The organism is Eikenella sp. HMSC071B05, from assembly GCF_001811325.1.
Classification (GTDB): domain Bacteria; phylum Pseudomonadota; class Gammaproteobacteria; order Burkholderiales; family Neisseriaceae; genus Eikenella; species Eikenella corrodens.
This window is the reverse complement of record NZ_KV804551.1, coordinates 300875-327293: the sequence shown is the minus strand read 5'-3', so window position 1 is coordinate 327293 and position 26419 is coordinate 300875. Positions and strand designations below refer to the sequence as shown.

The 26419-nt window shown below is 57.2% G+C and carries 22 protein-coding genes; 11 read left to right on the top strand and 11 right to left on the bottom strand.

The genetic code is table 11. The features are described 5' to 3' along the window. Positions 1 to 55 precede the first annotated feature (55 nt). The 3 genes from msbA to adk all read right to left on the bottom strand — a co-directional run bounded on the left by msbA (position 56) and on the right by adk (position 3293). Complete coding sequence (msbA, locus tag HMPREF2796_RS07695; protein WP_070632617.1) at positions 56 to 1870, bottom strand: lipid A export permease/ATP-binding protein MsbA; 1815 nt, start codon at positions 1868 to 1870, stop codon at positions 56 to 58. Positions 1871 to 2044: 174 nt separating this feature from the next. Continuing rightward, on the bottom strand, positions 2045 to 2563 hold the full coding sequence (locus HMPREF2796_RS07690; RefSeq protein ID WP_070632615.1) for a CNP1-like family protein: 519 nt from the start codon (positions 2561 to 2563) through the stop codon (positions 2045 to 2047). Between the two features lie 82 nt (positions 2564 to 2645). Then, positions 2646 to 3293 (bottom strand): adenylate kinase, encoded by a 648-nt coding sequence (gene adk, locus HMPREF2796_RS07685; protein WP_070632612.1) that lies wholly within the window; start codon positions 3291 to 3293, stop codon positions 2646 to 2648. Positions 3294 to 3509: 216 nt separating this feature from the next. Between adk and HMPREF2796_RS07680 the strand changes: the two genes are divergently transcribed. The 3 genes from HMPREF2796_RS07680 to rpsU all read left to right on the top strand — a co-directional run bounded on the left by HMPREF2796_RS07680 (position 3510) and on the right by rpsU (position 5987). Next, positions 3510 to 4655 (top strand): M14 family metallopeptidase, encoded by a 1146-nt coding sequence (locus HMPREF2796_RS07680; protein ID WP_070632610.1) that lies wholly within the window; start codon positions 3510 to 3512, stop codon positions 4653 to 4655. Beyond that, positions 4652 to 5443: a peptidoglycan editing factor PgeF gene (pgeF, locus tag HMPREF2796_RS07675; protein WP_083308676.1), complete on the top strand. Its 792-nt coding sequence runs from the start codon at positions 4652 to 4654 to the stop codon at positions 5441 to 5443. Before HMPREF2796_RS07680 ends, pgeF begins: the two co-directional genes overlap by 4 nt. Positions 5444 to 5774: 331 nt before the next feature. Continuing rightward, entirely contained in the window at positions 5775 to 5987 is a 213-nt protein-coding gene (gene rpsU / locus HMPREF2796_RS07670; RefSeq protein ID WP_023886457.1) for a 30S ribosomal protein S21, read from the top strand. A 340-nt stretch (positions 5988 to 6327) separates the two neighbouring features. Here rpsU and HMPREF2796_RS07665 read toward each other — a convergent pair whose 3' ends face one another. From HMPREF2796_RS07665 to clpS, 8 genes are all read right to left on the bottom strand, one after another. Then, a complete protein-coding gene (locus tag HMPREF2796_RS07665; RefSeq protein WP_003822560.1) occupies positions 6328 to 7671 on the bottom strand; it encodes a DUF58 domain-containing protein in 1344 nt (447 codons plus the stop codon). Positions 7672 to 7680: 9 nt separating this feature from the next. After that, the gene (locus tag HMPREF2796_RS07660) at positions 7681 to 8685 is read right to left on the bottom strand and encodes an AAA family ATPase (protein WP_070632607.1); all 1005 of its coding nucleotides are present in this window, start codon (positions 8683 to 8685) and stop codon (positions 7681 to 7683) included. 149 nt (positions 8686 to 8834) lie between these two features. Next, positions 8835 to 10199, bottom strand: coding sequence for a DUF4350 domain-containing protein (locus HMPREF2796_RS07655; protein WP_070632603.1), 1365 nt, complete (start codon positions 10197 to 10199; stop codon positions 8835 to 8837). Next, on the bottom strand, positions 10196 to 11746 hold the full coding sequence (locus HMPREF2796_RS07650) for a DUF4129 domain-containing protein (RefSeq protein ID WP_070632601.1): 1551 nt from the start codon (positions 11744 to 11746) through the stop codon (positions 10196 to 10198). Before HMPREF2796_RS07650 ends, HMPREF2796_RS07655 begins: the two co-directional genes overlap by 4 nt. Further along, the gene (locus HMPREF2796_RS07645) at positions 11743 to 12723 is read right to left on the bottom strand and encodes a stage II sporulation protein M (RefSeq protein WP_070632594.1); all 981 of its coding nucleotides are present in this window, start codon (positions 12721 to 12723) and stop codon (positions 11743 to 11745) included. The genes HMPREF2796_RS07650 and HMPREF2796_RS07645 overlap by 4 nt, the downstream gene beginning before the upstream one ends. After that, the gene (locus tag HMPREF2796_RS07640) at positions 12720 to 13493 is read right to left on the bottom strand and encodes an RDD family protein (protein WP_049258454.1); all 774 of its coding nucleotides are present in this window, start codon (positions 13491 to 13493) and stop codon (positions 12720 to 12722) included. The genes HMPREF2796_RS07645 and HMPREF2796_RS07640 overlap by 4 nt, the downstream gene beginning before the upstream one ends. Positions 13494 to 13966: 473 nt before the next feature. After that, a complete protein-coding gene (gene clpA / locus HMPREF2796_RS07635; protein WP_070632591.1) occupies positions 13967 to 16264 on the bottom strand; it encodes an ATP-dependent Clp protease ATP-binding subunit ClpA in 2298 nt (765 codons plus the stop codon). Positions 16265 to 16267: 3 nt separating this feature from the next. Then, complete coding sequence (gene clpS, locus HMPREF2796_RS07630; protein ID WP_070632588.1) at positions 16268 to 16573, bottom strand: ATP-dependent Clp protease adapter ClpS; 306 nt, start codon at positions 16571 to 16573, stop codon at positions 16268 to 16270. A gap of 447 nt (positions 16574 to 17020) precedes the next feature. Here clpS and HMPREF2796_RS07625 point away from each other — a divergent pair, with 447 nt between their 5' ends. The 8 genes from HMPREF2796_RS07625 to HMPREF2796_RS07590 form a co-directional block, all read left to right on the top strand. Then, a complete protein-coding gene (locus HMPREF2796_RS07625; RefSeq protein ID WP_003822547.1) occupies positions 17021 to 17224 on the top strand; it encodes a cold-shock protein in 204 nt (67 codons plus the stop codon). 255 nt (positions 17225 to 17479) lie between these two features. Then, positions 17480 to 18940 (top strand): DegQ family serine endoprotease, encoded by a 1461-nt coding sequence (locus HMPREF2796_RS07620; RefSeq protein ID WP_070632586.1) that lies wholly within the window; start codon positions 17480 to 17482, stop codon positions 18938 to 18940. An 86-nt stretch (positions 18941 to 19026) separates the two neighbouring features. Then, complete coding sequence (locus HMPREF2796_RS07615; RefSeq protein ID WP_070632583.1) at positions 19027 to 20970, top strand: ATP-binding cassette domain-containing protein; 1944 nt, start codon at positions 19027 to 19029, stop codon at positions 20968 to 20970. Position 20971: 1 nt separating this feature from the next. After that, positions 20972 to 21481: a hypothetical protein gene (locus HMPREF2796_RS07610; protein ID WP_064103482.1), complete on the top strand. Its 510-nt coding sequence runs from the start codon at positions 20972 to 20974 to the stop codon at positions 21479 to 21481. A 92-nt stretch (positions 21482 to 21573) separates the two neighbouring features. After that, complete coding sequence (prfA, locus tag HMPREF2796_RS07605; RefSeq protein WP_070632580.1) at positions 21574 to 22650, top strand: peptide chain release factor 1; 1077 nt, start codon at positions 21574 to 21576, stop codon at positions 22648 to 22650. Between the two features lie 81 nt (positions 22651 to 22731). Continuing rightward, entirely contained in the window at positions 22732 to 23427 is a 696-nt protein-coding gene (locus HMPREF2796_RS07600) for an aspartate/glutamate racemase family protein (RefSeq protein WP_064084884.1), read from the top strand. 56 nt (positions 23428 to 23483) lie between these two features. Next, positions 23484 to 24452: a D-glycero-beta-D-manno-heptose-7-phosphate kinase gene (gene rfaE1, locus HMPREF2796_RS07595; protein WP_070632578.1), complete on the top strand. Its 969-nt coding sequence runs from the start codon at positions 23484 to 23486 to the stop codon at positions 24450 to 24452. 153 nt (positions 24453 to 24605) lie between these two features. Then, positions 24606 to 26419 (top strand): DNA topoisomerase IV subunit B (locus HMPREF2796_RS07590; RefSeq protein ID WP_070633462.1); only part of this gene is annotated, 1814 nt, incomplete at its 3' end.

The following is a 26419-nucleotide window of genomic DNA, read 5'->3' as shown; positions in this document are numbered from 1 at the left end:
AAAGGCTACCTGAAAGATTTCAGGTAGCCTTTGCTTTTACTCCTTTGCAACAACGTTAAAGCACGCCCGATAGGCTTTCGGCGGCTTCTGCCTGCTGCGCCTGTTGCTCTTGCTGTTCGTGGAACTGCATACGGTATAGGTCGGCGTAGCGGCCGCCTTTGGCAAGCAGCTCGACATGTTTGCCTTGCTCGACAATCCGGCCTTCGTGCATCACCACAATCTTATCGGCCTGCTCGATGGTAGAGAGGCGGTGTGCCACCACCAAAGTGGTACGCTGCTGCATGAGTTTGTCGAGCGCAGATTGCACCAGGCGTTCGGATTTGGTGTCGAGCGCGCTGGTGGCTTCGTCCAAAATCAGGATAGGCACGTTTTTCAACAGGGCGCGGGCGATGGCGATACGCTGGCGCTGGCCGCCGGAGAGTTTGAGGCCGTTTTGGCCGATTTCGGTTTGCAACCCCTGCGGCATGGCAGAGATGAATTCCCAAGCGTTGGCGGCTTTGGCTGCTGCTTCAATATCGGCAGGGTCGGCATCGAAACGGCCGTAGGCGATGTTTTCGGCCACCGTACCGTTAAACAGCACCACGTCTTGGCTCACCAGCGCCATTTGTTTGCGCAGGGAGGCCATGCTGTACTCACGGATGTCGCGCCCGCCGATACGCACTTCGCCCGCAGCGGGATCGAAGAAGCGCGGCAATAGGTTGGCCAGCGTGGTTTTACCACAGCCGGACGCACCCACCAAGGCCACCACGCTGCCATTGGGAATGTGCAAATTGATGTTGTCGAGGCTATTGCGGGCGGCGCCTTCATAGTGGTGGCTCACGTTCACCAACTCGATATCGCCAGTATGCTCGCTGAGGGTTTCGGTGCCGTTATCGGGCTCAACCGGTTCGTCTAAAAACTGGAACACGCTCTCGGCGGCAGCCAGGCCGCGCTGCAGCGAGGAAGAAATGCCGGTCATGCGCTTGATGGGATCAAACATCATCAGCATGGCGGAAAGGAAGGACATAAAATCGCCGGCGCTAAACGAATCGGAAGCGGCGCGGGCGGCAGCCAAATAAAGGATGGCGGCCAGTGCGGTAGCAATCATCAGCTGGGTTACCGCCGTGCTGAAGGAGTTGGCAGCGGTTTGCTTCACGCCGTTGCGGCGCACGTTGATAGCGGTTTCATCGAAGCGTTTTTTCTCGTGCTCCTGCCCGCCATACACTTTAATCACCCGCTCGCCGGTGATGCTCTCCCCCAGCACCTGCGTCATCTGCCCGGCATATTGCTGGCTTTCACGAGAAAGCTGACGCAGTCGTTTGCTCACCTGGCGTACGCACCAGGCCAACACGGGAATTAAAATCAGCGTAATAATCGTGAGCTGCCAATCTAGATACAGCAGGAAACACAGCAAACCCACCACGGTGATGCCGTCTTTGGCGGTTACGGTTACCACATTGAAACCGGCCTCGGTAATCTGACTGGCATCGTTCATGATGCGCGACATAATCCGCCCGCTGCCGTGTTGGCTGAAATAGCCGGCCGGCAGCTTGAGCATTTTGGCAAACATTTCGCGGCGGATTTGCTGCACCAGGTGGCCGGAGAGGTAGCTGGTGCTGTATTCGTTGATGAAGTTGAAGATACCGCGCAAGATAAACAGGCCGATAATCGCCAGCGGCACCCAGCGCATAGCAGAGAGGTTTTTCTCCACAAAGCCTTCGTTAATCAGCGGCTTGAGCAGCCAGGCGAAAATCGGCCCGGTGGCAGCCACCACCACCATGCCGAGCACGGCCAGGGCGAAAATGCGCAGATAGTTTTTCAGGTAGCCAAACAGTCGGCGATATAAGACCAAGCTGCTGGCTGTAGTGTGCGGGGTAGAAGACGAAGACATGGTGGCCTCTGTCGTTGAAAACGGCGATTGTAAGGCAAATCGGGGGCGGGCAACAATGCGGCAAGGCTGCTTTAGCAGGGTTTAACCTAAATTTGTGGCTGGCTGGAAAAAGGCTACCTGAAACCCATACCAGTTTTCAGGTAGCCTTTTATCTTAAGTTAAACGTTCACACCCTCAGTGTAGCCCGCCCATACTGCGGATGCGCTGATCGAGCTCTTGCGCAGTGAGCGCGCGGCCATCGTTGCAGAAAATCGCCATCAGGCGGCTGCGTACCGGATCGTTGGCGTTCACATAGCTGTCGAACTTGCGCCATACATTATTGCGCGGAGCAATCCAGCGCCGGTTGGTGTTGTCGCCAAAGGCAAAGGATCTGAGGTGGCGGTCGCCGCAGCGCATACCCTCATAACTCATATTCGGCTGCCCGCCCTGCGGCTGTACTGCCAGCACATAGCGCATGCTGCGGTCGGCGGCCTGCTGCACAGGCAGCTGCAGCCAAACTTTGTTGCGGTAGGTGGGGTTGATATACAGCCCAAACCACTCGCCGCGCTGCAGATCGGGATAATCTGGCAGCACCACGGCAGCCTCTTCCCACGGCTTTTCCTCTTCCGGCATGTAGGAGCGGTTTTCGCGCAATTCGGCCGAGGCTGCGGCGGAAAGCGCCAATACGCAGGCTGCAAACCATAGTTTTTTCATTGCTTTTCCTTTTTCAGGTAGCCTTTTGGTTTCAGGTAGCCTGCTACTTGGCTGGAGGCTACCTGAAAACTTCTGCGCCGGCTTATTTGCCTAAAGCAGACAATACAGCAGCTTTCACGGCTTCCACCGGCTGTGTACCGTCGATTTTGATATAGCGGGGCGCGTTGTCGCCGGTGAGCTGGCTGTAGAAGCCGATGAGCACGGCAGTTTGTTTGTGGTACACATCCAGGCGGTTTTTCACGGTTTCCTCGCGGTCGTCGTCGCGCTGGATCAGGTCTTCGCCGGTAACGTCGTCTTTGCCTTCCACTTTGGGCGGGTTGTAGCGGATGTGGTAAGTGCGGCCGGAAGGCAGGTGCACGCGGCGGCCGGCCATGCGCTCGAGAATCACCTCATCAGGCACATCGATTTCCACCACCGCATCCAAAACTACGCCTGCCTCCTGCATGGCTTCGGCCTGCGCCAGCGTGCGCGGGAAGCCGTCGAACAGGAAACCGTTTTTGCAGTCATCCTGCGCAATGCGCTCTTTCACCATGCCGATGATGATGTCGTCGCGTACCAAACCACCCGCGTCCATAATCTTTTTGGCTTCCAATCCCAGCGGCGTGCCGGCTTTAATGGCAGCGCGCAGCATGTCGCCGGTGGAAATCTGCGGAATACCGAAAGCGGCGGTGATGAACTGCGCCTGCGTGCCTTTGCCCGCACCGGGTGCGCCCAATAACAAAATCTTCATTATCTCTTCCTTTAAAATCAATATAAAAGCACGGTAGCGGCACGATGCAAACAAGCTGCCCGAAGCAATGCCGCCACCCAATCCGCTGCACAGTTTAGAGCCCCTGCCGCAAAAAATCCAGTTTCAGCCGCCCTTTCCCCACCCCACCTTCCCTAGAAAGGCTACCTGAAAAGCATTACAATCCCCGCTTCCCCTCCCTAAGTAGCGAGACCTGCCATGCCTAAAATCAGCAGCAACTTCGATGCCGGCGCCATCACTGTAATTGACAGTGCCGACAGTCAAAACATCCGCCTCGCCCTGCGCGGCGACAATGCCGCCTCCTTCAGCCAGTGGTTTTATTTCCGCCTGCAGGGCGCGGCCTACCAGCCCTGCCGCATCCGCATCGAAAACGCCGGCCAATCCAGCTACCCCGAAGGCTGGGAAGATTATCAGGCCACCGCCTCCTACGACCGCAGCAACTGGTTCCGCGTGCCCACCCGTTATGAAGACGGCGTGCTCACCATCGAACACACCCCGCTGGCCGGCAGCGTGTATTACGCCTATTTCGAGCCCTATTCCCACGAGCAGCACCTCAACCTCCTCGGCGACGCCCAAGGCAGCGGCCTATGCCAAATAGACGATCTCGGCAGCACCGCGCAAGGCCGCGACATCAACCTGCTCACCATCGGCCACCAAGCTGCCAGCGACCTCAAAATCTGGATCATCGCCCGCCAGCATCCCGGCGAAAGCATGGCCGAATGGTTTGCCGAAGGCCTGCTCTCTCGACTGCTCGACCACCAAGACCCCACCGCCCGCGCCCTGCTCGACTGTGCCACCTTCTATATCGTACCCAATATGAACCCAGACGGCGCCGCCCTGGGCAACCAGCGCACCAATGCCGCCGGCACCGACCTCAACCGCGAATGGCAAAACCCCAGCCCCGAGCGCAGCCCAGAAGTGTATGCCGTGCGCCAAAAAATGCACGAAACCGGCGTAGATTTATTCCTCGACATCCACGGCGAAGAAGCCCTGCCCTACGTATTCGCCGCCGGCTGCGAAGGCAACCCTTCCTATGATGCCCGCCTTGCTGCGCTCGAAGCCGCCTTCAAAACCGCCCTGCGCCAGGCCAGCCCCGATTTTCAAGACGAACACGGCTACCCCAAAACCGCCCCCGGCCAAGCCAACCTCGCCATTGCCAAATCCTACGTGGGCGAAACCTTCGGCTGTCTCTCCTACACCCTCGAAATGCCCTTCAAAGACAACATCAACCTGCCCGACGACGACTTCGGCTGGAACGGCCAGCGCTCCCTGCGCCTGGGCGAAGCCATCCTCAGCACCATCCTCGCCGTCTGCCCGCAACTGCGCCCGGATGAAATCGCATGAACGGCCAATTCCCCGCCAACAGCTTTGCCGCCAACTTAGGGCTACCTGAAATTTCAGGTAGCCTCCTGCACGCCGATTGGCCCGCGCCAAGCAATGTCCACACCTTGATTACCACCCGCCAAGGCGGCGTCAGCCAAGGCCGTTTCGCCAGCTTGAACGTGGGCGACCACGTGGGTGACGACCCCGCCGCCGTAGCTGAAAACCGCTGTCGCGTACAGGCGCACGTTCCCCTGCCGCTGGCCTATCTGCGCCAAGTGCATGGCAACCGCGTGGTGGCCGCCGCCGAAAGCCTTAATGCCCCGCCGGAAGCCGATGCCGCTTTCGACCGCAACCGCCGTGCCGCCTGCGCCGTGATGACTGCCGACTGCCTGCCCGTACTCCTCTGCGACCGCGCCGGCAGCGTCGTGGCCGCTGCCCACGCCGGCTGGCGCGGCCTCGCCGGTGGCGTGCTGGAAAACACCATCGCCGCCATGCAGGCCGACCCTGCCGACCTCCTCGCCTGGCTCGGCCCCGCCATCGGCCCAGATGCTTTTGAAGTGGGCGGCGACGTTTTGGCCGCCTTCACCCAAACCGACCCTGCCGCCGAAGCCGCCTTCGAGCCCATCGGCAGCGGCAAATACCTGGCAAACATTTATCTGCTCGCCACCCAAACCCTGCGCCGTGCCGGCGTTAGCCAAATCTACGGCGGCCAGCATTGCACTGTGCTCGAGCGCGACCGCTTTTTCTCCTACCGCCGCGACGGCCAAACCGGCCGTATGGTCAGCGCCGTGTGGCTGAGCCCGGAATAAGCTAGCAAAGGCTACCTAAAACCCATGTTTCCAGTTCAAATCAAGCATGAATTTTCTAGCGAAGCACTTATTACCACTCATGCGCTGCTACCGCCTTGCCCTGCTTGACAAATTCGGTCGTAGCCGCCATAATTTTCGCCTTTGTATGCAGCTCTTTCTGCTACCTAATATTTTGGCACACCGCACAGTCGGTGTAGCCGCCCCGATTAGGAGGTGATTTTTCCACCCCGGCTCTTATCCAGCCCGCGCCAGCCAATGCAAAAGTGATAAATCAAACCATTTTCCCGGGTACCATTGCCCGGCAACAAATAAATATTTTAAGGATAACAAAATGCCTTCTATTCGCGTAAAAGAAAACGAACCATTTGAAGTAGCCATGCGCCGTTTCAAGCGCTCTATCGAGAAAACCGGTCTGCTCACCGAGCTGCGTGCCCGTGAAGCCTACGAAAAACCAACTACTGAGCGCAAACGCAAAAAAGCTGCTGCAGTAAAACGTTTGCAAAAACGCCTGCGCAGCCAACAGCTGCCGCCGAAACTATACTAATCTTTCGAGAAACAAACACAGCCCGTTACCACAACCGGCTGTGTTTTTCTTTACCGTATCAACCAGAAAGGCTACCTGAAAATTTCAGGTAGCCCTCTATTACAACCCGGCAGCACTGCAAAGATGTTGCTGCAACAATCCAGTCTGCATCAACTGCAAGCCTTGCAGGAGCAACACATGCTCAGCTCATGCCCTGATGCATTGGCTAAAAAATTTCAGGTAGCCTCTTTAATGTTTGAGGCTACCTGAAATTTTGCAGCGAACACCAAGTATCAATTTACAGCTTACCGCCCCTTGCCAGCCCTACACAGGGAAAGGAAATACTTTCAGGTAGCCTGCCCTACCACGCTTGACGACGTTTGAGCTGGAGGTAACGGTTGATGAGCTCGGTGCTCAGTTGGTTGGGCAAAACATTGATGGCGTTGATGCGGGCGGCATCGAAGTGGCGGATGGCTTCGGCCACGTGGCTTTCGTATTGCAGAGCGCCGAGGTAGGCTTGGGCGTCTGCTTCATTGCGCACGGGCTGTTGGCGCACTTCTTCGGGGGCAAGCGGGCGCAGGCCACCGAATAAAACCATGTGGTGTTTGCGCAGGCGCTGGATGTGTTGCAGCAGGTGGCGGCTGTCTTCGTGGTTCAGGTGAGAAAGCACCACCACGAGGGCGCGGCGTTTCTGTTTTTGCAGCAATAAGTTCACGGCGCTTTCAAAATCGGCGGCCTGCTGTGAGGGCTCGATATCGAACACGCCCTGCACCAAGCGCCCTAGCTGCTCCATGCCCTTATGTGGCGGCACGAAGCGAGCCACGGGATGGGCGAAGGTGAGCAGGCCGGCGGCATCGCCGTGCTTGAGTGCAGTGTAGGAAAGCAGCAGCATAGCCTGCAGTGCGTGGTCGAAATGGCTTTTGCCTTCCATTTGCAGGCGCATATTGCGACCGCAGTCGAGCAGGAAGATGAGCTGTTGGTCTTGCTCGTCTTGATAGGTACGCACGATGGGGCGGCTCATGCGGGAGGTGGCTTTCCAGTCGATATTGCGGATGTCGTCGCCGTCTTGGTAGTCGCGCAGTTGGTGGAAATCCTGGCCGAGGCCTAGGCGCGGCAGTTTTTTCACGCCCACGAGGTTGAGCCAGCGTTGCAAGCCGATTAAATCGGCACCGAGGATGCGGCTGAAATCAGGCAGCACGTCCACTTTACCGGGCAGCTCCTGCCGATGCCGCCGCTGCCACAAGCCGAGCGGGCTGGCGAGCCAGTATTCGATGCCGGCAAATTCGGCACGACCGCGCCGGCGCGGGGTAAGCCGGTAACGGATGGTGGAAAGGCGGCCGGGCCGCGTGTCGATAATCAGGTGCGGGGTGTCGGTGTCCCAATCGGGCGGGAACAGGTCGGCCACCAGGATGGTTTGCGGCTGCCGCCAGCGGCCTTTGGCCGGCGGGGTGAGCGTGAGTTCCACTTCGTGCGGCCGGCCTTGGATAAACTGGTGCGGCAGGCTGCGCTCCCAGTTTGGCTCAGGCTGGCGGCGCTGCCAGAAGGCATCAACCAGCGCAGCCAAAACGAGCAGGATGGCAAGGCCGCCGGCAGTATATTGGACGATGCGGCCATTATCTGCGTTCAGGTAGCCTGCCAGCCAGCCGGCAGTGCACACGGCAACGATGGCGGCAAATAGCAGCACCAGCAGTCTGGACGGTCTCATGGGCAGGCCTTACAAGCGCGGGGCGGGCACGGAGGCGGCCAGTTCGTTCAACACCTGCTCCACTTGGATGCCTTCCATTTCCATTTGGGTGGAGAGGCGCACGCGGTGGCGCATGGCAGGCAGCCAGATGGCTTTGATATCGTCGGGGGTAACGAAATCGCGGCCAGCCAACAGGGCATAAGCGCGGGCACAGCTAATCAGAGCAATGCCGGCACGCGGCCCGGCGCCCACGGATAAGGCAGGCCAGTCGCGGGTAGCCGCCACCAGGCGCACGGTGTAGTCGATAATCTGCGGATCAACGCCCACTTGCGCCACCAGTTTTTTCAGCTGCTCGATTTGCTGCGATTGGAACACGTGCGCGGGCTGGCTGCTGCTGAGCAGGTCGTTGTTGCTGCTGTTGATCACAGCATTCAGCATACGCGCTTCGTCGGCCGGAGCAGGATAGCCAATCATCACTTTGAACATGAAACGGTCGAGCTGGGCTTCGGGTAGCGGATAAGTGCCTTCCTGCTCAATCGGGTTTTGCGTGGCCAACACCATAAAGGGGCTGGGCAGGTGGTGAGTATGGCCGTCGAGCGTTACGCTGCGCTCCTGCATCACTTCGAGCAGAGCGGATTGGGTTTTGGCCGGGGCGCGGTTGATTTCGTCGGCGAGCAGAAGATGGGTAAACACCGGGCCTTGGCGCAGCTCGAAACGGCTGTTTTGCGCATCGTAGCGGTAGTGGCCGGTAACGTCAGATGGCATCAAATCAGGGGTAAATTGGATGCGGCGGAATTCGCCGGCAAAGGTTTGCGCCAGCGAGCGCACGAGCAGGGTTTTACCGGTGCCCGGCACGCCTTCGAGCAGCACATGGCCCCCGGCCAGGAATACGGTAAGCACTTCGTCCACCACCTGCTGCTGGCCGATGAGCACTTCGTTCAGCCGCGTGCGCAGCATTTGAATGGCGCGCGCACCCTGCTGGATAGCGGGATTGGTACTGGCTTGGTGGGGCTGGGAAAAATTGATGTCCGTCATCGAATCATCCTTTTGCGTTGTTTGTTTTGTTGGTTAATCGGAGGTTTGGGTTTCAGGTAGCCTGTAATTCGATTGAGGCTACCTGAAAAAATAGGTTGGGTCGGGCTACCTGAAACATGCCATTTATATTTTCAGGTGGCCTCTGCCGTTCAATACCACGAGCGGTTTATCTTACTCACGATGCGCTGGTGGGCAGCAAGCATTTGCAGCCAGTGCACCAAATTGACCTGTTCCGGCAAGGGTGTAATCCAGGGCTCGACCACGGAGGGCGGCAGCTTGGTTTGGGCACACAAAAACTCCAGCTGTTTGCGGCTGCTCATCTGCTTCCAGGCCGGGTGGCGCTGTTGTAGGCCTTCGAGCAGTCGGCGCTGCATATCGCTGAGGATGGCACGGCGGCTCAGGTGGCGGGTGAGGAACTGGCCTTGTGCGAGCAGGTGCTGGTTCAGGTAGCGTTCCGGCGCGGGCGGCAGTTGTTGCACCACGCCCACGCGCACCACGATACGCCATAGCAATACGGCAGCGGCGGCCAAGGCTATGGCCAGCAGCACAGGCTGGCTTTTGAGCATTTTCCATATCATCGGCTCAGAGCTGCTGTAATCAGATGGATAAACTTTGTCGGCCAATAAGATGCTGTCTTTTTCCTGTGCCAGATAAACGGCGAGATAGGGGTGATCGTAGAGGGCAAGGTGATTGCGATTAAAATCGGGGCGGCTTGGATTGCCCAGCCAGTCTTCGTTCCAGGTGAGCAATACGCTGCCATCACCATAGCGCACACGGATGGTTTGCACGGCGCCGTAGCCAGTTTTGCCTTGGAACAGCACCAGTTTGCTATCTTGCACCACCCAGCCGCTATTAGAGCTGTATCCGGAGCCGGTGAAGGTTTGGATCGCGGCGCCCTCGGGCAATTGGATGCTGCTCAAGCCGGCGTTACAGTGCGGATCAATCTGCAAAGCAACTTCATCGCCAATTTGGCGGGCGGCTTCGCGGCGCTGCTCGGCGGCTTTCACGCAGGCAGTCAGATTGGGCAAGGTTTTGCTGTCAGTTTCTTCCAGCTCCACGGTGCCGATTTGCAGGTGGCGCAGCATGGTTTGGCGGAAATTTAGTGTGTCTTTGTCTTCACTATTATCCGGCTTGCCGTCTGCTTTTAACGGATTGTCATCAGCATAACTGGGCAGCGCCATCACTAGGTGGTTGCCGCGCCCTACCCACTCCAGCAGGCGTTCGGCATCTTCCTTATCACGCATGCGGTTGTCGGCCACGATCAACAGTCGATTGCTGTCGTATGAGTTGAGCTCGTTTAAACCAAACAGACTGTGCTCGTGCTGGATATTTTTCACGCCATATCGAGTGAGCAGGGTTTTCAGGGCATAGAGCGAGCCTTCGCGCATTTCCTGCTGCGGATCGAGCGACTGCCAGGTTTTGCTTTCCTGCTTGGACAGGCCGGCAACGGCGATCAAGCCGCCGATAAGCAATATGGCAATCAGGCCGATGAGGATGGAACGTCGGTTTTTCATGCCCTACCCTCCCCGGCGGCACGCAGGCTACCTGAAAATTCCTGTTCCCCGCCGGCAAACACTTGGCGGTATTGGCGGCACAGGCTGTGCACCGCTTCGCGCTCTGGCAAACGGTGGGCATAAGCCAGCTCTACCCAGTTGTCGGTAAGCGGCTGCCAGTAGTCCAAAAGCTGCGGCTGTCGCTGGCGTACGCGTTTGAGCACTTGGCCTTCGGTGTCGCTGCTGCGCAGCGGCAGACCGTATCGGCGGCTGATTTGCGAGAGGCTGGCGCGGTAGAGCAGGCTCATGGCGGCGCGCGGGTCGCGTTCGTATTCGGCCAGCACGGCGGAAGCCACGTCGTTGGGCAGGCTTTCGGGCGTAATTTTCATGCCGAACAAGGTTTCCGGCACTTCTTCGCCCTGGCTCAAGCCGAAGCCGCCGTTGGCTTGATACCAACGGTATAAAATCCATAACACCAAGGCCAGCAGCAGGCCGATTAAGGCATACATCATGACGTTAAACCAAACTGGCGATGGGGGTTTCACATCAGGCAGCTCCGGCAGCTGGCGTGATGAAGCATCGTCGTCTTTATCGCATTTGAACCAGCAGTATTCGGTTTTTGTTTTAATGCTTTGAAACGGTGCTTTACGCAGAGTGTTATCACGGATTTGCTCTACCTTTTCACGCTGGGGTAGCGGTTCAGCATGCAGGCTACCTGAAAAACTGAAGCCGATAAACACGGCTAAAGCCAATGCCCACAACGCGCTGCTACTGCCCAACAGGCGGTCTTGGATTTTGCGGGCAGCCAGTCGGATGTCCCAGCCTTCGGCCTTGGTGCGGGCATTCAGATAAAGCGTGAAACCGCAGGCCACATAAATCGGCCCCCAGAAACACAGCAGCAGCACATAAATGCCATTGAGCAAATGCTGGAAAATCAACCCTTCTCCCGAAGACACCAAAGCCTCAATCTGCTGCAAAGCATCGGTGGAACGCGCCCCGCCAAATGGGCCGGCCACGATATTTTGCGCCGGATCGCCCGTCCACAGCCAAAACAGCATCGCAAGCAGGCCAAAAGCCAAGATACTTTCCAGATGGATGCCGAAAAACGCAAGCCAGCTGGCCGCACCGCCGCTTTGGCGCGACAATTCGTTGCAGCGGCGCTGATGCGCCTTGCCGCTCAAGCCTTCCAAAAGCGTAACCGGCAGCACCAAGCTGCGGCGCAGGCTGAACCGCCGCCAGGTTAAATCACCAATCAAGCGCGGTCGCCACATCTGCCTGAATGCCGTGCGCACGCATTGCCGGTATGGTGGCAACGGCTCGAATACCTGCTGCGACATCAGCCACAGCACCGGCGCTTCAAACAGTGGCTTCAGCCACCACACCAAAAAACCACCCCATTCAGGCTGCTGCCAACATAAAACCAGCACCAAGGCATACACCGGCAGCGACAGAGTGGCCCACACCGCCATATACAGCGCCGGCCGCTCTTGAAATAGGCGTGACCCCAAATCCAAAGCCTCCCAGCCGCTGCGCGGGCGGAAATTCAGGCGGGTTTCCCAAATATTCATGCTGTCCTCCTGCCCGCATACAGCAGATAGGCATACACCAACAGCCACATGGCCACGGAAACAATATATTTCAAAATCATTGGAATACTGGTAATCGGTGACCAAAAACCTTCAATAAACGCAGCAATAAACAACATCAGGAAGCCGCCGTTCATCAGCCCCACCGCCTGTTTGCCCTGAATGCGCAAGGCATCGCGCCGCGACAAACCCTGTGGGTTGAGCAGCGCCAAACCCAACCGCAGGCCGCCTGCTGCCGCCATCACGATGCCGGTAAGCTCAAATGCGCCGTGCGCGCCCACAAACGAGAAAAAGGCCGGCCCGGCCGGATCGCGGGTCATATAGCCCATTGCCCCGCCGATTACCCAACCATTCATCACTGTGAGATACACCGTGCCCAAACCAAACAGAATGCCGCTGGCAAAACTTTGAAACGCGATACCTATATTGTTGAAAATATAATAGCCGGCCATCAAAAAATTTTGCCACGCCTCGCGGTTGGTGCCCTCACTATACTGATCCAGCATCTCTTTATAGCTATCTGCCAATTGCGGACCATGCTGTAAGCCTTCGATTTTGTCCACGCTGTCGGGATAAAACGCCGTGAGCAGAAAAGCCACGATAAACGGCAGGTAAAACAGCGCATGCGCCAGCCATACCAGTTTTTTCTCGCGCCGTACCAGCTGCGGGAAGCCCTGCATCACGAAATCGCGGCAGCGCACCCACAGCGATACCTGCTGCCCCACATACAAAAGCTGGTGCGCGCGTTCGCACAGATATTGCAAATAATCGGTAAGGCCGCCGGAATAGCAGCGGTCGGTGGCCACTGCCAAATGGTGGCATACTGTGCGGTAGTCTTGCATAAACAAAGCGGTTTTCTGCGCACTCAGGCTGCCACGCCGTTTTTCCAGCTGCTGCAAATCCTGCTCGAACGTACGCCAGAACGCCTGATGCTGTTCTTCAAAAAACAGTTGCCTCACGCCGCCTCCTTCCGCTGTTCACCCGCGTAATATTTGGCCAAGCCCAATATCAACCGCTCGGCGCTGCGTTCGTCTTCCTGTTGTCCAAAAATCGCCCCCACCATCATTTGTGCCAACTCACCAGTACGAGCCGCGCTCAAATGGCGGCGGCGTTCAACAAAGCTCAAAATTGCCTGTTGTTCCTCGCGTGTGAGTGCCACGGGCGGGGTAATCGCTTCAATATTGCCTAAATCCATACGCTCAGCCTGCCCGCGCGTTTTATCCACATACACCACCACCGTGGATGCCATGATGTCGCCCAAGCGGCGGCCGTAGGGATTGCACAGGCCGCAAATCATGCCGATACCATAGAAAAACGGCAGGCTGTCGAATACGCGCAGCAGGTTGCGCAGCAACGAAGCCGACCAGGAAATATGCGTGCCGTTGTCGTTAATCACACGCAAGCCGAATATTTTCTTGCCCGGCGTCTGGCCGTTCCAGCACACTTCAAACACCACGAAATACAGCCACAGCGTGAAGAAAATATTAACAAACAGCATAAAGAAGAACAGGCCTTTAGCGATATTGCCGTCATCACCGCCATTCGCACCAGAGAAGATAAATGCAAACAGCATAGTGGAGAGCATCAGCCAAATGCCGCGGAGAATAAAATCAACAAACCAAGCGCGCGAACGGGCAAACACCGAAGCCGGACGCAGATAAATATCAATAGCTTCCGGCGTTTCAACTTTGAGCAGGGTATCCAGCCGCGAGAGAATGGGTTCAGACATAATGAGAGGCTTGCCAAACGAAATGAAGGGTGGCCAAGAAAATGACGAACTTTGCCCGAAAGACGGGGGTTTGGCAAGCCCCCAGCAGGTGGGTAAAACTGCTTACAGACAATTTTTATGCGGGATGGCTGTGTGGGGATAGGATAGAAAGAAAGGCTACCTGAAACACAATAGCACAATTTCTGCTAACTATTCTTTCAGGTAGCCTTATAAATATCGACAAGCACCAAATTTTCTGCACACCAGCAGGCTACCTGAAAACGAACGCAGTGAGTTTCGCTAAAACAAAACTTCAACGAAGCGAAAACACAAAGAGATAGCTGTCTTGAAGCCAATCTTCAGGTAGCCTAAGCACAATGCAGGCTACCTGAAAATATCAGCTTCAATGCAGTCAAATTATCGCCCTCAAAAGAAGCTGAGCATTCCTTAAGAAACTACAATACGCTTACAGTGCAAACCATATCTGCCCTGTATCAGCCGTTGGCATCCGCCACTTTGCCGCGTTTGGCTTTGGCAGCAGAGAACGCAAGGGTAACTTTGTCGGATTTGGTATCGTAGCCGATGGTTACTTCACCGCCTTTGCTTAAGCGGCCAAAAAGCAGCTCATCGGCGAGCAGGCGGCGGATTTTATCTTGAATTAGCCGTTGCATGGGGCGTGCGCCCATTTGCGGATCAAAGCCCTGCTCGGCCAAGTAGCTGCGCAGGCCGGTGGTAAAATGGGCTTCCACATTCTTGGCCAACAGCTGCTGCTCCAGGGCAAGCAGGAATTTATCGGTTACCTTGGCGATGATTTCGGTGTCCAATGGGGCGAAGGAAATCACAGCATCCAAGCGGTTGCGGAATTCGGGGGTAAAGGCTTTTTTCAGCGCATCGCTCTCATCGCCGCTCATACGCTGGCGGGTGAAGCCGAGCACGGGGCGGCTGAGGCTTTCGGCACCGGCGTTGGTAGTCATGATCACGATGGCGTTACGGAAATCGGTTTTACGGCCGTTGTTGTCGGTGAGTGTGCCGTAGTCCATGATTTGCAACAGGATATTGTGCACATCGGGGTGGGCTTTTTCGATTTCATCCAGCAACAACACGCAGAAGGGCTGCTTGTTTACCGCTTCAGTGAGCAGTCCGCTCTGCTCAAAGCCAACGTAGCCGGGCGGTGCACCGATGAGACGAGCCACGGCGTGGCGTTCCATGTATTCCGACATATCGAAACGTTGCAATGGCACACCCAAAATATAGGCAAGCTGGCGGGCGACTTCGGTTTTGCCCACGCCGGTGGGTCCGGAAAACAGGAAGCTGCCAATAGGCTTTTCTGCCGACCCCAGACCGGAACGGGACATCTTAATGGCGGCAGCCAATGCCTCGATAGCAGCATCTTGGCCGAACACCATGTTTTTCAGGTTGCGCTCCAAATGGCGCAACACTTCTTTATCGTCTTTGGATACGGTTTGCTCGGGAATGCGGGCAATTTTGGCCACCACTTCTTCAATCTGTGCGGCTTCAATCACTTTGCGCCGTTTATCACTGGGCAGGATACGTTGGGCGGCGGCGGCTTCGTCAATCAAATCGATGGCCTTATCGGGCAGGAAGCGGTCGTTCAGGTAGCGTACCGAAAGCTCGGCAGCAGCATTCAGGGCGTGCTGAGAAAAGCGGATTTGGTGGAAGTCTTCGAGCGCAGGTTGCAGGCCTTTAAGGATTTCTACGGTTTCGGCTACGCTGGGCTCGGGCACGTCAATTTTCTGGAAACGGCGGCTTAAGGCATGGTCCTTGGCGAAAATGGTGCGGTATTCATCATAGGTGGTGGCACCGATACAGCGCAGATGACCTTTAGAGAGAGCCGGTTTGAGCAGATTGGAAGCATCCATGGTGCTGCCGGTGGTGCTGCCAGCTCCGATGATGGTGTGGATTTCGTCGATAAACAGGATGGAATGCTCGATTTTGGCCAGCTCTTTGAGTACAGCCTTGATGCGGGCTTCAAAATCGCCGCGATATTTGGTGCCGGCCAAGAGCGAGCCCATATCCAGCGCAAACACAGTGGCACCGGCGAGTGCATCAGGCACATCGCTGTGTTCCAAACGGTAGGCCAAGCCTTCGGCCAACGCAGTTTTGCCCACACCGGCCTCACCCACCAAAAGCGGGTTGTTTTTGCGGCGGCGGCACAGGGTTTGCATGAGTCGCTCCAACTCCATGGTGCGACCGACCAGCGGATCGATACGCCCTTCGCGTGCTTCAATATTAAGGTTGACGGTATATTTGGCTAGGGCATTACGGATAGGTTTGCCCTCTTCGCCACCTTCCTGCTCAACTTCGTCGCCTTTATCCGTTTCTGCTACGCGATCGGGCACGATGCCGTGCGCGATATAATTGAGAATCTCGCTGCGGCCAATCGACTGCAAGCCCAGGAAATACACAGCATGGCTGTTTTTTTCCGACATAATCGCTACCAGTACATCCACCGGCTGCACTTGTCGTTTGCCTGCCGACTGCACATGCACAATCGCACGCTGAATCACGCGCTGGAAGCCGAGCGTAGGCTGGGTTTCGCTGCTGATCGGAGAATCCTCGGGCAACATCGGCGTGTTCTCTTCAATACTGATGGCCAACTGTTCGGCCAAAACCGGAATGTTTGCACCGCAGCTTTTTAACACCGCCCGCACCTCGTCGCTCTCCTGCACCAGCGAGAGCAACAGGTGTTCGATGCCGATAAATTCATAGCGCTGCATACGCGCATCGGCATAAATCACCTGCAAAATGCTTTCCAGCTCTTTCGACAACATGGCTCACACCTCCTCAACCGTACTCAGCAGCGGATGGCCGGCCTGCCTAGCAAGGTTTTGCACTTGCTGATGCTTGGTATCAGCAATATCTTTTTGGTAAACACCGCACAAGCCTTTACCTTCATGATGCACTTGCAACATCACCGCCTCTGCCCGGTTTTCAGGTAGCCTGAAAACATCAGTAAGCAAACCAACCACAAAATCCATCGGCGTATAATCATCATTCAGCAAAAATACGCCGTATTTCTTGGGCGGCGGCGCGTTTTCCCGGATAACTTCCGGTCGGAACGCCTGTTCGGTATCAGACATAACTTTAATTCTTCACAACATATTGCCACTGGCCAAAGACATTTCTCCTTAGCCAGCAGCAAAATAAACTCTTGCTACAATTAGGAAACCTACAGATTTAACTGAATCAGTTTTGAATTGTAAATCACCCTGATTTGTTGGTTGCCGTTTTTTACACAAACTAGCCAGAGGATGATGCCAGCAAATTATATTCAACCACACGATGAAATACAAAATAAGGGCAAACGCTCAGATTTCTGTCTTTTTTTTGCGATTTTTAACGTTATTATTCAAACATTACTTGACTGTTAATTCCAGCTGCGGGAAACTTATTCCCGCAAGCGCGGCAGGCCGGATAAATTGCTCCGGCTCGGCAGCTGAACAAACCGTTTTACCCAACACAGTCGTTTTCCTGCTTTGCCAACCCTGCTTTTTCTGATATTTTGTTTTTTAGATAGGATGTATTGTATGGCAACTGGTACTGTTAAATGGTTTAACGATGCTAAAGGTTTTGGTTTTATCACTCCCGATGAAGGCGGCGAAGATCTGTTTGCCCACTTCTCAGCCATCAACATGAATGGCTTCAAAACCCTGAAAGAAGGCCAGAAAGTTTCTTTTGAAGTAACCACCGGCCCGAAAGGCAAACAAGCCTCTAATATCCAGCCGGCCTAAGTAGCCGCTTATGTAAAAAGACAGGTAATCGCCTGTCTTTTTGTGCTTTCAATTATCCCTGTCTGCTTCGGCAAAGGCTACCTGAAAACACATCTCAGCAAGATTACAGCCTGATATAGCAAGTTTTCATCCTACTACAACCCCATACTCCCAATACACCCCGCCAAAGCAAGAACCACCCAGCCCGGCATAGCTAAATAAATGCTTTAGTTATACAATGCCTCCCTTGCCTGCCGATACAATATTGTTGCCACCATGCCAAATACCACCCGCCCCCTCCTTCCCCTCCTGCTCACCCTGCTGCTCTTAGGCGGCTGCGGCAAAGAAGAAGCCCAAGTCTGCGATTCTGAGTTCGTCCGCACCGTGAGCGCGCCCGCAGGCGGTACCGATATGCTGCTGCCCGATTTCACCAAATTGGTCGAACAGGAAGGCGGCGCCGTGGTTAATATTCAAGCCAGTCGCACCAATGAAAATACCACGCTGGCCAGTGGTGAAGACAATATTGACCAGCTGCCTGAAAACGATCCCTTCTCGGAATTTTTCAAACGCCTGCAGCCTAACCAAGCCGATTTAATCGAGCCTGGTGACGACGAATACAATTTCGGCTCCGGCTTCCTCATTAGCTCCGACGGCTACATCCTCACCAACACCCACGTCCTCAGCGGCATGAACAGCATCAAAGTCGTGCTCAACAACCGCCGCGAATACACCGCCCGCCTAGTCGGCTCCGATGCCCAAACCGACATCGCCCTCTTAAAAATCGACGCACAAGGCCTGCCCACCGTCAAAATTGGCGACCCCAAAACCCTGCGCGTAGGCGAATGGGTAGCCGCCATCGGCGCACCTTTCGGCTTCGACAACAGCGTAACCGCCGGCATCGTTTCCGCCAAAGGCCGCAGCCTGCCCAATGAAAACTATACCCCTTTCATCCAAACCGACGTAGCCATCAACCCCGGTAACTCCGGCGGCCCGCTATTCAACCTGCGCGGGCAAGTAGTGGGCGTAAACTCACAAATCTACAGCCAATCCGGCGGCTTTATGGGCATCTCCTTCGCCATTCCCATCGATGTAGCCATGAATGTGGCCGATCAGCTGCGCCGCAACGGCAAAGTTGAGCGCGGCCGCATCGGCGTAGTCATTCAAGAAGTAAACTACGACTTAGCCAAATCCTTCGGCCTCCAAACCGCCAACGGCGCGCTGATTTCGCAGGTAACTCCCGGTGGCCCCGCCGACAAAGCCGGCCTTCAGCCCGGCGACATCGTGCAAAGCGTGAATGGCGAAAACGTGAAAGCTTCCAGCGACTTGCCCATGCTCGTCGGCATGATGCCGCCCGGCACCCAGCTCACCCTCGGTATTTGGCGCAACGGCAAACGCGAAGAAGTCCAAGTCACCCTCGGTTCTAGTAACACCGGCAGCACCGATGCCGGCAACCAATCCGGCAGCGGTACCAATGCCGATAACGGCATCGGCTTCACCTCCAAGCCTACCGGCCTGCAACTGCGCAGCCAAGGGCAAGGCCTCTTGGTTTTGCAGGTTGAAGGTGCCGCCCAACAGGCCGGCCTGCGGCGTGGTGACATCATCCTAATGGTAAACCGCACTGCCGTGAGCGACGAAAACAGCTTCAACCAAGCCCTCAACCATGCCGACCGCACCGTCGCCCTACTCATCCAGCGCGGCAACAGCAAGCTGTTTTTAGCGTTGGAATTGCACCGTTAGCCAACCCTCACAGCAAAGGCTACCTGAAAATACTTTTCAGGTAGCCTCTTCATCTAAAAAATTCAGATTCCCACATATCAAACAATATGATAGAAATCAATCGCCTCACCCTGCAACGTGGCAATAAAGTCCTGCTCGAACAAGCCTCCGCCCGCATCACCCCCGGCCGCCGGGTCGGCCTTATCGGCAAAAACGGCAGCGGCAAATCCAGCCTGTTTGCCCTGATTAAAGGCGAAATCGGTGCCGACGCCGGCGACATCCGCCTCCCCCCACATTGGAAGCTCGCCGCCGTGGCGCAAGAAACCCCCGCTCTGGAAACCAGCGCGCTGGATTACGTGTTACAAGGCGATGCCGAGCTGCAAACTTTTCAGGTAGCCCTCAAGCAGGCCGAAGCGCAAAACGACGGGCACGCCATTGCCGAATGCCACGCCAAGCTTGAAGAAATCGACGCCTACAGCGCGCCCGCCCGCGCAGCCAAACTACTGAACGGGCTTGGGTTTAGCCAATCTGAACACAGCCGCCCCGTTAAATCCTTTTCCGGCGGCTGGCGCATGCGCCTCAACCTTGCCCAAGCCCTCATGTGCCGCGCCGACCTGCTCCTGCTCGACGAACCCACCAACCACCTCGACCTCGAAACCGTGTTGTGGCTGGAAAACCACCTCGCCGCCCTGCCCTGCACCCAAATCATCATCTCCCACGACCGCGACTTCCTCAACGCCGCCACCAACCACACCATCGAGCTCGCCCAGCGCCAACTGCACAGCTACAGCGGCAACTACGACTTCTACCAGCAGCAACGCGCCCAACGCCTTGCCAACCAACAGGCCGCCTACGTTAAACAGCAGGCGCACATCCAACACCTCCAATCCTTTATCGACCGCTTCAAAGCCAAAGCCACCAAAGCCAAACAAGCCCAAAGCCGCGTAAAAGCCCTGGCCAAACTCGAGCTGGTCGCCCCTGCCCACCTCGACAGCAGCTTCAGCTTCTCCTTTCCCCCGCCCGAACACCTGCCCAACCCCCTGCTCAAGCTCGAACAAGTCGATCTCGGCTACAGCGGCCACACCGTCCTGCACCAAATCACCCTCTCGTTCGAGAGCGGCGCCCGCCTCGGCCTGCTCGGCGTAAACGGCAGCGGCAAATCCACCTTGATCAAAGCCCTTTCAGGTAGCCTGGAGCCCCAAAGCGGCCAAATTATCCGCGCCGACAAACTGAAAATCGGCTATTTCGCCCAACACCAGCTCGACACCCTGCGTGCCGACCAAAGCCCGCTCTGGCACATTCAGCGCCTCAGCCCCGAAGCCAAAGAGCAAGACATCCGCAACTTCCTCGGCGGCTTCGACTTCGCCGGCGACATGGCCATCCAGCCCATCACCGGCTTTTCCGGCGGCGAAAAAGCCCGCCTCGCGCTGGCCGTTATCGTGTGGCAGCAGCCCAACCTGCTCCTGCTCGACGAACCCACCAACCACCTCGACCTCGATATGCGCCACGCCCTCACCGTGGCCCTGCAAAGTTTCCAAGGCGCGCTCATCGTCGTTTCTCACGACCGCAGCCTGCTCGAAGCCACTACCGACAGCTTCCTCCTCATCGACCAAGGCTACCTGAAAACTTTCGAAGGCGACCTCAACGACTACCGCCGCCTGCGCCTGGCCCAAAGCAACCCAGAAGCCGCCCCGCCTCCTTCTGCCGCCGGACAAAACCGCAAAGACGAAAAACGCCTCGCCGCGCAAATTCGCCAGCAACGCGCCCAGCGCGGCAAACCCATTCAGCAGAAAATCGAGAAAGCCGAACAGCTCATGGCCAAACTCAGCACCGAGCAAGCCGAATGCGAAGCCTTCCTCGCCGATGAAGAAGCATATAAGGAACACAATAAAGCCAAATTGCACCAATACTTAGCCAAAACAGCCGAAGTCAAAGTACAATTAGCACAAATAGAAGAAGACTGGCTCGCCCTGCAAGAACAACTTGAAGCCGTGTATCAAGCCGTCGAACAGGAATTTTCCAGCCAGCAATCGTTAGAAAAGGGAAAATAAAATGCAGAAAACTACGCTACTTACCATTTTCGCCCTAAGCTGCCTCAGCGCAGCCGCCGGCCCCGTTTATTCCTGCGGCAACGGCAGCTACAGCAGCAAACCAGGCCCCGGCTGCCAACGTGCCGACTTGCCCACTATCGGCCGCTACAGTGCCGCCCGGCCCCGCCCCACGCCTGCGCCCGTAGCCGCCGCACCCGCTCCGCAGCGCGCCGCGGCCGCCGGCAGCCAACAGGCCGCCGTATATCGTGCGCCCGCCCCGCAGCCCGTGGCCGCAGCCGCCCCTTCTGGCCGTACCAACAGCGGTCGTCGCATGATTCTTGAGCAAGAGCTGGCCAACGAACGCCGCGCCCTGGCCACCGCGCAAAGAGCGCTCACCGAAAGCCGCACCATGCCCAAAGGCGACGGCGCAGCCTACCAAGCACACCAAGCTCGCGTGAGCAGCCTGCAAAGCGACGTGCTCGACCGCCAGCAAAACATCCAAGCCCTGCAGCGCGAACTCAGCCGCATGTAGGCACGGCGGCAAACCCGGCCGCATTTGCTATAATCCTTTTCAGGTAGCCTCTATCGCTTGAGGCTACCTGAAAATTGTTTGAAAGAGCCCACATGAAACCATCAGTTCTAGACAAACTCCAATCTCTCTCCGAGCGGCTCGAAGAAGTAACCGCCCTGCTCAGCACCCCCGAGGCCACTGCCGACATCAACCGCTTCCGCCAGCTCAACCAAGAGCATGCCGAGCTCACCCCCGTGGTAGAAGCCTATCGCCAATACCGCCAAGCCGAAAGCGACCTTGCCGACGCTGAAGACATGCTTGCCGACCCCGAAATGAAAGACTTCGCTGCCGAAGAAATCGAAGCCGCCAAAGCCAAAATCGAAACGCTGGATACCGAGCTGCAAAAACTTTTGCTGCCCAAAGACGAAGACGACGGCAAAAATATTTTCCTCGAAGTCCGAGCCGGCACCGGCGGCGACGAAGCCGCCCTGTTTGCCGCCGATTTGCTGCGCATGTACACCCGTTATGCCGAACGCAACCGCTGGCAGGTCGAAATCGTTTCCGCCAACGAAAGCGATTTGGGTGGCTACAAAGAAGTCATCGCCCGCATCGCCGGCATCGGCGCCTACGGCCGGCTCAAATTCGAGAGCGGCGGCCACCGCGTGCAACGCGTGCCCACCACCGAAAGCCAAGGCCGCATCCACACCTCCGCCTGCACCGTGGCCGTGATGCCCGAAGCCGACGAGCTCGAAGAAATCCAGCTCAACCCCGCCGAACTGCGCATCGACACCTTCCGCGCATCCGGTGCCGGCGGCCAGCACATCAATAAAACCGACTCCGCCATCCGCATCACCCACCTGCCCACCGGCATGGTGGTGGAATGCCAAGACGGCCGCAGCCAGCACGCCAATAAAGCCCAAGCCATGAAAGTGCTCGCCGCCCGCCTGAACGACAAACAAAAGCGCGAAGCCCAGGCCAAAGAAGCTGCCGAACGCAAATCACTCATCGGCAGCGGCGACCGCAGCGAACGCATCCGCACCTACAACTACCCGCAAGGCCGCGTTACCGACCACCGCATCAACCTCACCCTGCACAAGCTCGACTTCGTGATGGACGGCGATATGGAAGAAATCACCAACGCCCTGATTGCCGAACACCAGGCCGAACTCCTAGCCGCCATGGGCGAATAAGCTTTAACGCTGCCGGACTGTATTTTCAGGTAGCCCATACTGCCCGCAGGCTACCTGAAACCCATCCGAAAGAAAGACCGCATGAACACACTCGGCATCATCGGCGGCATGTCGCCCGAAAGTACCGCCGCCTATTACACCCAAATCAACCGCCTCATCAACCGGCAAAAAGGCGGCAACCACAGTGCGCCCATCCTGCTCGCCAGCGTGGAATTTCAAGAAATCGTGGATTGCCAGCAGCGCGGCGATTGGCACAAAGCCGGTGAAATCCTCGCCCGAGCCGCCCGTACTCTGGAGCAGGCCGGCGCAGACGCCGTCCTTCTGGCCACCAACACCATGCACAAAGTTGCCGCCCCGATACAAGCCGCCATCGGCGTGCCATTCCTGCATATTTTAGACAGCGTGGCCGAACGCATCCGCGCACGAGGCATCCGCACCATCGGCCTGCTCGGCACACGCTTTACCATGCAGGACGCGTTCTACCGCGAAGGTCTGGCCGAACGTGGCATCCAAACCATCGTGCCGGATGAAAGCGCGCAGGCCGAAATCCACCGCATCATTTTCGAAGAGCTCTGCGTGGGCCACTTTCCCGAAAGTAGCCGCCGCTTCTATGTGCAAACCATCGAACAGCTGGCTGCCCAAGGCGCAGAAGGCATCATCCTCGGCTGCACCGAAATCGGCCTGCTGGTGCGCCCCGAAGACACTGCCGCGCCACTGTTCGACACCACGGAAATCCACGTGCATGCCGCCGCTGAATTTATTTTGCAGCCCGCCTGACCTACATTGTGATTTTCAGGTAGCCTGCCCACCCCATTCATACGAAGTTAGCCATTATGCCAACATTGCCTGCCAACCTAATTTCTCTCCTCCAATCCGCCCGCGTGCTGGTAGTGGGCGACACCATGCTCGACCGCTACTGGTTTGGCGAGGTGGAGCGCATTTCCCCCGAAGCCCCCGTACCCGTAGCCAAAATCGAACGCATGGATCAGCGCGCCGGTGGTGCCGGCAACGTAGCACGCAACATCGCAGCCCTGGGCGGGCAGGCAGCCTTGCTGTCGGTGGTTGGCCAAGACGAGGCTGCCAACGAACTGGAAAAAATCGTTCAAAGCAATGGCGTACAAACCTTTTTAGAACGCGATGAAACCATCGACACTACCGTAAAACTTCGTGTGCTCTCGCGCAATCAGCAGCTTTTGCGCATTGATTTTGAAGAAAAACCCAGCCAAGATGTGCTGGATCGGCTCAACCGCCGTTTCCGCAGCCTGCTGCCGGACTACGATGCGGTTATCCTTTCCGACTACCGCAAAGGCTGCCTGTTTCAGGTAGCCGATATGATTGATTTCGCCCGCGAGCACAACAAACCTGTGTTAATCGACCCCAAAGGCGACGACTACGAAAAATACGCCGGTGCCAGCCTCATCACTCCCAACCGCAACGAACTGCGCCAAGTGGTCGGCTCGTGGGAAAATGAAGCCGAGCTCACCGAAAAAGCCGAAGCCCTGCGCCGCCACCTGCAATTAAACGCCATCCTGCTCACCCGAAGCGAAGAAGGCATGAGCCTGTATGAGGCAGAGCACATCAGCCACCAGCCCACCCGCGCGCAGGAAGTATTCGACGTATCCGGCGCGGGAGACACCGTCATCGCCACCGTAGGCCTCGGCCTGGCCGCCAAACTAAACTTGCGCCAAGCCATGCACATCGCCAACGCCGCCGCCGGCGTGGTGGTGGCCAAACTCGGCACTGCCGTATGCAGCCAAGCCGAACTGCTCGCCGCCTTGCAACAAGATGTCGAGGCAGGCTAAAGCCCAGCCCCATTCCCAACACAGGCTACCTGAAATTTTGTTCCACTCGTTTTCAGGTAGCCCGTTTCTTGTAGACCGGACACAGCTTGGATAGCCATAAAGCACCAATCCCAATATGTTAAAATAGGCCGGATTCAAAACGTGAACACACCCATGACCAAGCAATACTCAGAAAGCAGCATCAAAGTCCTCAAAGGCCTGGAGCCGGTGAAAGAACGACCCGGCATGTACACCCGTACCGACAGCCCCACCCACATCTGCCAGGAAGCCATCGACAACGCTGCCGACGAGGCACTCGGCGGCTTCGCCAGCCGCATCGATGTGGAAATCCACGAAGACGGTTCGCTTTCCGTATCCGACAACGGGCGCGGCATTCCCGTGGGCCTGCATCCCGAAGAAAACGTGCCCGTGGTCGAGCTGGTGTTCACCCGCCTGCATGCCGGCGGCAAATTCAACAAAACCAGCGGCGACGGCGCTTATGCCTTCTCCGGCGGCCTGCACGGCGTGGGCGTATCCGTAACCAACGCCCTCTCCCGCCGCCTCGAAGTGGCCGTGCGCCGCGAAGGGCGCGAATACCGCATCGCCTTTGCCGGCGGCGACGTGGTCGAGCCCTTGGCCGAAACCGGCAAATGCCCCGCCAAAGACAGCGGCACCACCCTGCGTATCTGGCCCGATGCCCGCTACTTCGAAAGCCCCAACTACGACATCGCCGAAATCGAACGCCTGCTGCGCGCCAAAGCCGTGCTGCTGCCCGGCGTAACCGTTTCCCTCACCCGCCGGCGCAACGGCCTGCCCGAAACCCAAACCTGGCACTACCCCGACGGCCTGGAAGGCTACCTGAAAACCCTGCTGGCCGAGCAGGAAAACACCCTGCCCCTGCTTACGCTGCAAAACCACGTTTCAGGTAGCCATCATGGTGATTTTGCCGACGGCGAAGGCGTATCCTGTGCCCTCACCTGGCTGGAAGAAGGCCGCATCACCACCGAGAGCTATGTCAACCTCATCCCCACCCCCGCCGGCGGCACCCACGAAGCCGGGCTCAAACAAGCCCTGTTCAACGCCGTATCCAACTTCATCACCCACCACAACCTCTTGCCGCGCGGCGTGAAAATCCAAAGCGACGACGTATTCAACCGCGTCGCCTTCGTGCTTTCCGTGCGCATGCTCGACCCGCAATTCCAAGGCCAAACCAAAGACAAACTCACCAACCGCGACGCGCTCAAACTCGTGGCCGCCCTCGCCGGCGACCCAATCGAATTGTGGCTCAACCAAAACCTCGAAGCCGGCAAGAAAATTGCCGAGCTCGCCATCAAACAAGCCCAAGAGCGCATGCGCTCGGTGAAGAAAATCGAAAAACGAAAAGGCAGCGGCATTTCCGTGCTGCCCGGCAAGCTCACCGACTGCGAAAGCGAAGACATCCGCGAAAACGAGCTTTTCCTGGTGGAAGGCGACTCTGCCGGCGGCTCCGCCAAACTCGCCCGCGACCGCAACACCCAAGCCATCCTGCCCCTGCGCGGCAAAGTGCTCAACAGCTTCGAAGTGCACCGCGACCAACTCTTCGCCAACACCGAAATCCACGACATTTCCGTGGCCATCGGCGTAGACCCGCACGGCGAAGGCGACAGCCCCGACCTCTCCGGCCTGCGCTACGGCAAAATCGCCATCCTCTCCGATGCCGACGTCGACGGCTCGCATATCCAAGTGTTGCTGCTCACCCTGTTTTACCGCCACTTCCCCGAGCTCATCCGCCGCGGCCACATCTACGTTGCCCAGCCGCCGCTGTTCCGTGTGGACGTAGCCGCCCAAGGCAGAAAAAAAACCGCCCGCAAATTCTACGCCCTCGACCAAGCCGAGCTCGAAGGTATTCTGGAGAAACTGCGCAAAGAAGGCCTGCGCGAAACCCAATACTCCATCAGCCGCTTCAAAGGCCTCGGTGAAATGAACCCCGACCAGCTCAAAGACACCAC

Bases quoted from the DNA above. Each gene is read 5' to 3' on its own strand.
- adk (WP_070632612.1), bottom strand. From the start codon at position 3,293: ATGAAGATTTTGTTATTGGGCGCACCCGGTGCGGGCAAAGGCACGCAG.
- rpsU (WP_023886457.1), top strand. From the start codon at position 5,775: ATGCCTTCTATTCGCGTAAAAGAAAACGAACCATTTGAAGTAGCCATG.
- HMPREF2796_RS07620 (WP_070632586.1), top strand. From the start codon at position 17,480: ATGCCAAATACCACCCGCCCCCTCCTTCCCCTCCTGCTCACCCTGCTG.
- HMPREF2796_RS07665 (WP_003822560.1), bottom strand. From the start codon at position 7,671: ATGAGACCGTCCAGACTGCTGGTGCTGCTATTTGCCGCCATCGTTGCC.
- HMPREF2796_RS07625 (WP_003822547.1), top strand. From the start codon at position 17,021: ATGGCAACTGGTACTGTTAAATGGTTTAACGATGCTAAAGGTTTTGGT.
- HMPREF2796_RS07650 (WP_070632601.1), bottom strand. From the start codon at position 11,746: ATGAATATTTGGGAAACCCGCCTGAATTTCCGCCCGCGCAGCGGCTGG.
- HMPREF2796_RS07610 (WP_064103482.1), top strand. From the start codon at position 20,972: ATGCAGAAAACTACGCTACTTACCATTTTCGCCCTAAGCTGCCTCAGC.
- HMPREF2796_RS07615 (WP_070632583.1), top strand. From the start codon at position 19,027: ATGATAGAAATCAATCGCCTCACCCTGCAACGTGGCAATAAAGTCCTG.
- HMPREF2796_RS07660 (WP_070632607.1), bottom strand. From the start codon at position 8,685: ATGACGGACATCAATTTTTCCCAGCCCCACCAAGCCAGTACCAATCCC.
- clpS (WP_070632588.1), bottom strand. From the start codon at position 16,573: ATGTCTGATACCGAACAGGCGTTCCGACCGGAAGTTATCCGGGAAAAC.
- prfA (WP_070632580.1), top strand. From the start codon at position 21,574: ATGAAACCATCAGTTCTAGACAAACTCCAATCTCTCTCCGAGCGGCTC.
- HMPREF2796_RS07600 (WP_064084884.1), top strand. From the start codon at position 22,732: ATGAACACACTCGGCATCATCGGCGGCATGTCGCCCGAAAGTACCGCC.
- rfaE1 (WP_070632578.1), top strand. From the start codon at position 23,484: ATGCCAACATTGCCTGCCAACCTAATTTCTCTCCTCCAATCCGCCCGC.
- clpA (WP_070632591.1), bottom strand. From the start codon at position 16,264: ATGTTGTCGAAAGAGCTGGAAAGCATTTTGCAGGTGATTTATGCCGAT.
- msbA (WP_070632617.1), bottom strand. From the start codon at position 1,870: ATGTCTTCGTCTTCTACCCCGCACACTACAGCCAGCAGCTTGGTCTTA.
- HMPREF2796_RS07690 (WP_070632615.1), bottom strand. From the start codon at position 2,563: ATGAAAAAACTATGGTTTGCAGCCTGCGTATTGGCGCTTTCCGCCGCA.
- HMPREF2796_RS07640 (WP_049258454.1), bottom strand. From the start codon at position 13,493: ATGTCTGAACCCATTCTCTCGCGGCTGGATACCCTGCTCAAAGTTGAA.
- HMPREF2796_RS07655 (WP_070632603.1), bottom strand. From the start codon at position 10,199: ATGAAAAACCGACGTTCCATCCTCATCGGCCTGATTGCCATATTGCTT.
- pgeF (WP_083308676.1), top strand. From the start codon at position 4,652: ATGAACGGCCAATTCCCCGCCAACAGCTTTGCCGCCAACTTAGGGCTA.
- HMPREF2796_RS07680 (WP_070632610.1), top strand. From the start codon at position 3,510: ATGCCTAAAATCAGCAGCAACTTCGATGCCGGCGCCATCACTGTAATT.